This is a genomic window from Endozoicomonas sp. SESOKO2 (assembly GCF_024606245.1).
Classification (GTDB): Bacteria; Pseudomonadota; Gammaproteobacteria; order Pseudomonadales; family Endozoicomonadaceae; genus Endozoicomonas_A.
In genome coordinates this window covers 1-1,768 of the sequence record NZ_JAHHPQ010000210.1, presented here as the reverse complement: position 1 = coordinate 1,768, position 1,768 = coordinate 1, and the positions used below count along the sequence as shown (strand labels likewise).

Genomic DNA, 1,768 nt, shown 5'->3' with positions numbered 1-1,768 from the left:
GCTGTCGTCATCGTGTGCCTGTTTTTATTGCTTTTTGTCGTTATTTCGGGATTCCATGTCGACAGGTCGAGAGCTTTGTCCACCGCTTTGCTGAGTATTCCGGGGATGGAGGGCAAACCTGGGAATCAGTGGATTTAAGTGGGGCACCTGTAGTGACAGTAAAAACGACTAGTGATTTCCAGCCCAACATAAAGATCGAAGACTCCATGGCTAAGTCAAAGAAGATCAAGGCTCTCCTGAAGGATTTCCTGAAAGGTGCTGATTTAACACAACAACAAACTCTGGCTAAAGCGTGTGGCGTGAGCCCGGAGAAACTGAACAAAGCCCTTGAGACAAACAGTGCATTACCGGAAATTAATCTAAATATTTCCAAAATAGTCAAGAACCTATGGGAGGAAAACAATTTAAGCAGTTTTTCCGTGGGCGTCTCATTACTGGTGTTGCTTGAGACAAAAGAATTGACCAAGGACGAGATATTATTGCTCAGTATTACGACTGATATAGGTGGGAATGTCTCTGAACCAATGTCAGAGGCAGTAAGAAAAATAGTGTCAAACAACGATGAAGATCAAATCATTGAACAACTTAAGTTACTTCATTCAAAAATGATTCTTCAGGCCGGAACAAGCACTGCCCTCTGGTTGAATTCAATGGTGGATATACTGAAAGGCAGTGACTTAACTAAACCTTCGGTTATTCACTTTGCCAGCGAAGCCCTGAAATTGGATTGGCTGGATCCACCGTCGACCGATGATTTGAATAGGGTCAAGATCGATGAGTATCACCGGCTATTGGTAAGCTTGGAAGCTGTTGATGAACTGAAAGTTAAAGCAGCCCACTGCCTGAAAAAGTGGTACAAGGAATATTTGTCCAAGGAAAAAGATGGCCATATATGGTTGTTATCTTGTGCACACTACCAAGAGGAAGAAAGTAGTACCATGTTTGTCACTCATGGTCATGATGGGTTTTCGCCATTTCTTAAAAGTGCAATAGCCTGCTTATCTTTACAGACTTCCTGGTCGGACGAACCTGAGGGCATTCCAAATATAGAGCGAATGCTGGTGCAGCAGCCTGCGTTCAGGAAGTTAAACTCAGGCAGGGCGAGCCACCGACCGGTGATTATCCTGGGGCAACCTGCCTGGGACAGCACAGTGATTAACGAACAAGCCGACGCTCTGTTTCAACGAAAAGTTGAGAACAGCCCTGACCTGAAGCTGTTATTGGAAAAAATCAAATTGAAGTCCTCTGAGGTGTCCTCGGAGGATCAAAGGCGTTTAGATGATTTAAGAGACAAATACCAGCAAGCGATTCAGCAGGCCTTCAGTTATTACCTGTATGAAGTAACACACTCAAAGGGCAGTAGTTTAACGTATTGTTGGGCTGAAGCTTCCATGTGGAAGTCCAAAATGAAAAATTTCTATGGCTCTCATGAGCCATCCTCACCAGAAAAGTTGTTTGACATGATGTCTCATATTAATAGCTCTTTATCGTTTCAGAATTCTATTAATGATGCTTACTTACGGGAGGTACACAATGCCAGTAACGCTCTGGTGCTCAAATCCCGTGAGCTGACAAAAATTGCCGAAGAGTTTTTGAGCAGTATGAATTTGAATTCGATTTATGACGCATTGGATGCGTGATAACCATTGGGTCATGATGAGCTTTTCGAGATCGGTGATTTCCTTCAATGATTCCGGCTAACCATCCAAATGAAACTTTAGGTCTTTCTTAAGGTCATATTATTAAACACTTTCAATACAGTCCTTCA

General features: G+C 43.0%; 1 protein-coding gene. It reads left to right on the top strand.

Going from position 1 to position 1,768, the window contains the following annotated elements; genetic code table 11:
* Positions 1 to 1,640: hypothetical protein (locus KDK17_RS05055; protein WP_257287496.1), on the top strand; the 1,640-nt coding region annotated here is incomplete at its 5' end.
* Positions 1,641 to 1,768: the final 128 nt, after the last annotated feature.